At 66.0% G+C, this 4290-nt stretch carries 8 protein-coding genes; 6 read left to right on the top strand and 2 right to left on the bottom strand.

The annotated features are described in order from the left end of the window. Together ACFC3J_RS22285 and ACFC3J_RS22280 are read left to right on the top strand one after the other, a co-directional pair. Positions 1–545, top strand: a 545-nt coding sequence (locus ACFC3J_RS22285) for a DUF3376 domain-containing protein (protein ID WP_375198125.1), incomplete at its 5' end; no start/stop codon positions are given. Continuing rightward, positions 542–1141 (top strand): hypothetical protein, encoded by a 600-nt coding sequence (locus tag ACFC3J_RS22280; protein ID WP_375198124.1) that lies wholly within the window; start codon positions 542–544, stop codon positions 1139–1141. The genes ACFC3J_RS22285 and ACFC3J_RS22280, both read left to right, overlap by 4 nt. A gap of 3 nt (positions 1142–1144) precedes the next feature. On the opposite strand, the gene ACFC3J_RS22275 is transcribed toward ACFC3J_RS22280, so the two are convergent. Then, positions 1145–1432 (bottom strand): 4a-hydroxytetrahydrobiopterin dehydratase, encoded by a 288-nt coding sequence (locus tag ACFC3J_RS22275; RefSeq protein WP_375198123.1) that lies wholly within the window; start codon positions 1430–1432, stop codon positions 1145–1147. A 92-nt stretch (positions 1433–1524) separates the two neighbouring features. On the opposite strand from ACFC3J_RS22275, the gene ACFC3J_RS22270 reads away from it, so the two are divergent. From ACFC3J_RS22270 to ACFC3J_RS22255, 4 genes are read left to right on the top strand one after another with little or no spacing between them, the layout of a single operon-like run. Next, the gene (locus ACFC3J_RS22270; protein ID WP_375198122.1) at positions 1525–1932 is read left to right on the top strand and encodes a metallopeptidase family protein; all 408 of its coding nucleotides are present in this window, start codon (positions 1525–1527) and stop codon (positions 1930–1932) included. A gap of 13 nt (positions 1933–1945) precedes the next feature. Continuing rightward, positions 1946–2551, top strand: coding sequence for a heme ABC exporter ATP-binding protein CcmA (ccmA, locus tag ACFC3J_RS22265; RefSeq protein ID WP_375198121.1), 606 nt, complete (start codon positions 1946–1948; stop codon positions 2549–2551). Next, the gene (locus ACFC3J_RS22260; RefSeq protein WP_375198120.1) at positions 2548–3195 is read left to right on the top strand and encodes a heme exporter protein CcmB; all 648 of its coding nucleotides are present in this window, start codon (positions 2548–2550) and stop codon (positions 3193–3195) included. Before ccmA ends, ACFC3J_RS22260 begins: the two co-directional genes overlap by 4 nt. A gap of 50 nt (positions 3196–3245) precedes the next feature. Beyond that, complete coding sequence (locus ACFC3J_RS22255) at positions 3246–4142, top strand: DMT family transporter (protein WP_375198119.1); 897 nt, start codon at positions 3246–3248, stop codon at positions 4140–4142. Positions 4143–4145: 3 nt separating this feature from the next. On the opposite strand, the gene ACFC3J_RS22250 is transcribed toward ACFC3J_RS22255, so the two are convergent. After that, positions 4146–4290: chorismate mutase (locus ACFC3J_RS22250; protein ID WP_375198126.1), on the bottom strand; the 145-nt coding region annotated here is incomplete at its 5' end.

Raw genomic sequence — 4290 nt, 5'->3', positions numbered from 1 at the left:
AATTGCCCAATGATCCGGCCGCCGCGCTGGCGGCGGTGGCTGATCTCAGAGGCCTGAAAGGGCGGGACGAGGCCGCCGACATGATGCTGGCCGACGCACTGGCGGCGCTGCCCAAGGCGGAGCGAAGGACGATGCTGCTCGCCTATCTCGGCTTCCCCTTTTACGACATTGCCACCTTGCCGCTGTTGCAGGGGCATGCGATGGACGAATATGACCCTATCAAGGTCGATCGCATCTCTCCCGAAGATTGCAGCGCTATTCGGTCCGGCGGCGCTGAGGCGACGCTAAAAGGCATTGAATTCAATAATTTCGGCGCCTTTTTCAGCCGCGCCTATCGGGAAAATGATTATCTCTGGGGGCGGCTCCATGGGGTGGAGCGGCTGCTGGATATCGTAATTTCAGCATATCCCGCGGCAAACCGGCTTCCGCAGGAGGTCGTGCATCAGTATAGGCGGACCGCTTTCATGGCGATCCTTGATGAGGAAGAGAAACGGCTTGGCCATGTCGCTGATTTGATTGCCAGTTTGCGAGAGGAGATTGGGTGAGCGTAGGGGCGAAGCTGTTTCCGATGGCGTTGCTGGCACTGGTCGTAGGCTGTTCGCCTGCCCCTGACGGCCATGTCAGTGCCAGGAAGGAGGAACCGTCGGCGCAGGTCGCCGCCAGGGTGCCGATGGCGCCGCCTCGCAACCGTTCCCCGATCCTGCCGGAAACCGATCCCGCCGCGAGGGATCGTCCTGCGTCGCCGGCTGCCGCGCAACCGAGGGATGCGCAGGCTGCCGCCGACGCGGCGGACGCGATCAAGCCCGGCCCGAGGCTGCTGCCGATGAAGCCGTCGGTGGTCAACATTCCTCCACCAGCCTATGTGCCCGACCTGCCTCCAGCGGACGGCACGGCCGATCCGGCGCCTTTCCCGAACGAGGTCACGCGCTACATGGTCGACCGCGACGGTTGCGATCATTTCCGCGGCGAGGAAGCCTATGATGCGGAGCGGCTCGCCTATTTGCAGGAAAATATCGCGGAACTGTGCACCGGAACCGATGCGCGACTGGCGCTGCTGCGGCAGCGATACGCCCATGACCCGGCCGTCATGTCCGCTCTCAGCGGCTATGAAAACCGGATCGAGGGCAATTCTTCGGACTGAGCCTTACAGCAGGGCGTCGATCCGGGTGGCCAGATCGATGTCGCGACGGGACAGCCCCCCCGCATCATGGGTGGTGAGAATGATGTCCACCCGGTTATAGACGTTCGACCATTCGGGATGATGGTCGGCCTTTTCCGCCAGCAGCGCGACCTTCGCCATGAAGCCGAAGGCGCCCACGAAATCCGCGAAGGTGAACAGACGGCGTATGCCATCGGGATTCTGGACCGGGGTCCATTCGGGCAGATCCTTCAGCGCCAGCGCCCGTTCTTCCTCATCCAGTTTCGCGATCATCGCTTTTTCCTTCTTGTGCATGCCGGCATTAACTCATTTTCCGGTGGCTCGGCTGTTTCCAGACGATTCGGAACATGCTTTATGTCTCCAATATGGACGATACCGGTCAACTGCCCCGATTTGCGCCGACGCGCGAGGATATTGAAGGCCTTGCGCTCAACGCCCTGTCACGCCTGCCGGATCCTTTCCGCGATCACCTCTCCAACGTGGTGCTGTTCATCGAGGAATTTGCCGATCCCCAGGTGCTGAAGGACATGGAGATCGACGATCCCTTCGGCCTGACCGGCCTCTACACCGGCCGCCCGGTGGGCGATCCGGCGCAGACCGGCGACATGCCGCCGACCATCCACCTGTTCCGCCGTCCCCTGCTGGACGAATGGGTGGAGACCGGGGTGCCTCTCGACATGCTGATCACCCATGTGGTGGTGCATGAGATTGGCCATCATTTCGGCCTGTCCGATCTCGACATGCACGTGCTGGAGGACATGGTCACCCTATGAGTCGGGTGCGCCTGTGACGCGGACGGGATTGCGCCTGTCGGGCGTCGCCTGCGTTCGCGGCGGGCGGCTGCTGTTCCGTGGCGTCGATCTCGCCATGGAACCGGGCGGCAGTGCCTTGCTGAAAGGACCCAACGGCATCGGCAAGTCCAGCCTGATGCGGATCTGCGCGGGCCTGCTGGCCGCCTCGGCCGGGACGGTGGAGCGGCATGGACGGGTTGCACTGGCCGACGAACGGCTGGCGCTGGACATGGAACGGCCCCTGCGCGCCGCGCTGGCCTTTTGGGCAAGACTGGATCAGGCAGAGCCGGGGGCGCTGGACCGGGCGATGGCCGCGATGGCGCTGGAGCCGCTGGCGGACGTGCCGGTAAGGATGCTATCCACCGGACAGCGCAAGCGGGCCGCGCTGGCGCGGGTGATTGCGGGGCGCGCTCCGCTCTGGCTGCTGGACGAGCCGGGCAATGGCCTCGACGATGCGGCGCTCGAGCTGTTGGGCGAGGCTGTCGCGGGACATCTGAGGCAGGGCGGCATCGTGGTGGCCGCGTCGCACCAACCCCTGCCGCTGGTCACCCCGGTCATATTGTCCATGGCAGACTATCGGGCTGGGGAGGATGCGGCATGACGTGGCTGCTGACCCTTGCCGCGCGCGATCTGCGGCAGGCCTGGCAGTCGGCGGGGCTGTGGCTGCCCGTCGCCTTTCTGCTGCTGGTTGCCAGCCTCTATCCTTTTGCGGTCGGGCCGGATGCCGCCCTTCTGCGGCGGACTGGCGGCGGAATGTTATGGATCGCCGCGCTGCTCGCCAGCCTGCTGCCCGTGGATCGGCTGGTTGCGCCGGATCGCGATGCGGGGGTGCTGGACCAGATCGCGCTGCGCGGGATCGGCGAAGAAATGGTCGTGCTGGCGCGGCTGATCGCGCACTGGCTGGGCTTCGGCCCGGCGCTGATGATAGCGACCTTGCCCGCGGCTGCGCTGCTCAAGCTGGATGGCGCGACCATAGGCCTGCTGGAGCTGGGCTTGCTGATCGGCACGCCCGCGCTGGCTGCGCTGGGGCTGCTGGTGGCGACGCTGACCGCTGGCTTGCGGTCCAGCGGGGCGCTGTCGGGACTGCTGGCCTTGCCGCTGGCGGTGCCGTTGCTGATCTTCGGCGCCGGAACGCTGGGCGACGGCAGCGGCGCCGCGCTCAAATTTCTCGGCGCGGCGTCCTTGCTGCTGGTGGCGATCACACCCATTGCAGGGGGAGCCGCAATCCGGGCAGGCCGGGAATAGTTCGCCTCTGCAACTCGACAGGCGGGTAGCGATAAGCCAAAGGCGCGGGGATGATCGCTCTGCTTGCTTCCCTGTTGTTCGTCCTGATCTGGTCCACCGGCTTCATCGTCGCGCGCGCCGTCGTGCCGCATGGCGCGCCCGAACTCATTCTGGCGATGCGCCTCACCTGCACGGCGCTGCTGCTCTGGGGAGCGGCTCTCTATGCGAAACAGCATTTGCCCCGCGGCCGCCGGTTGGGCCTGCACCTGGCCGCAGGCGCGATGCTGCACGGCTTCTACCTGACGCTGAGCTGGTGGGCGGTCAACAATGGCATGCCCGCCGGAATCATGGCGCTGATTGGGTCGCTTCAGCCGCTGATGGTTGCGGTGGCAAGCGTCCTTTTCCTGGGCGACCGGCTGCCGGGACGCGCCTGGGCCGGCCTTGCCATTGCGATTGTCGGGGTCGGCTGCGTCCTGCTGCCCGCTATCGAACGTTCGGGCGCCGGCGGGATCAGCCTTCTGCCTGCGGTCGCGGGCGTGATGGCGGTGCTCGGCATGGCGGGGGGAACACTGATCCAGCGGGGCGCTATCGCCGGAGACGGCATCGCCATTTCGGGCGCGGTGCAAAATAGCGGCGGCGCACTGGTGGCGATCGCGGCAACGCTGCTGGCCGGCGATTATCGCTGGGATGGGGCGCCGATCCTTTGGCTGGGACTCGGCTGGTCCGTGCTGGGGCTTTCGGCGGGTGGGCTGTCGCTGCTGGTCTGGCTTGTGCGGCATCAGGGGCCGACGCGCATGTCGATGCTGTTGCTGCTTGTGCCGCCGCTCGCCGCGATCGAAGCGTGGCTGCTGTTCGGCGAGAGACTGGGACCATTGCAGCTGGCCGGTTTCGCGCTGGCCCTGGGCGGCGTGATGCTGGGCCGCTCGACGCGGCCGTCGCCCGCTCAGGACATTGCCGAACCGGCCTGACGGTCAGCCCTGCGTTTCGCGCAGCCGCTCATGGTGGCGGATCACCTCATCGATGATGAAGCGCAGGAATTTCTCGGTGAAGTCGGGGTCCAGATTTGCATCGGTAGCCAGCTGACGCAGGCGGGCGATCTGGCGCTCCTCGCGGCCC

The organism is Sphingobium sp., from assembly GCF_041987595.1.
Taxonomy (GTDB): Bacteria; Pseudomonadota; Alphaproteobacteria; order Sphingomonadales; family Sphingomonadaceae; genus Sphingobium.
The sequence above is the reverse complement of the archived record's forward strand: the minus strand, read 5'-3'. Positions and strand labels throughout refer to the sequence as shown.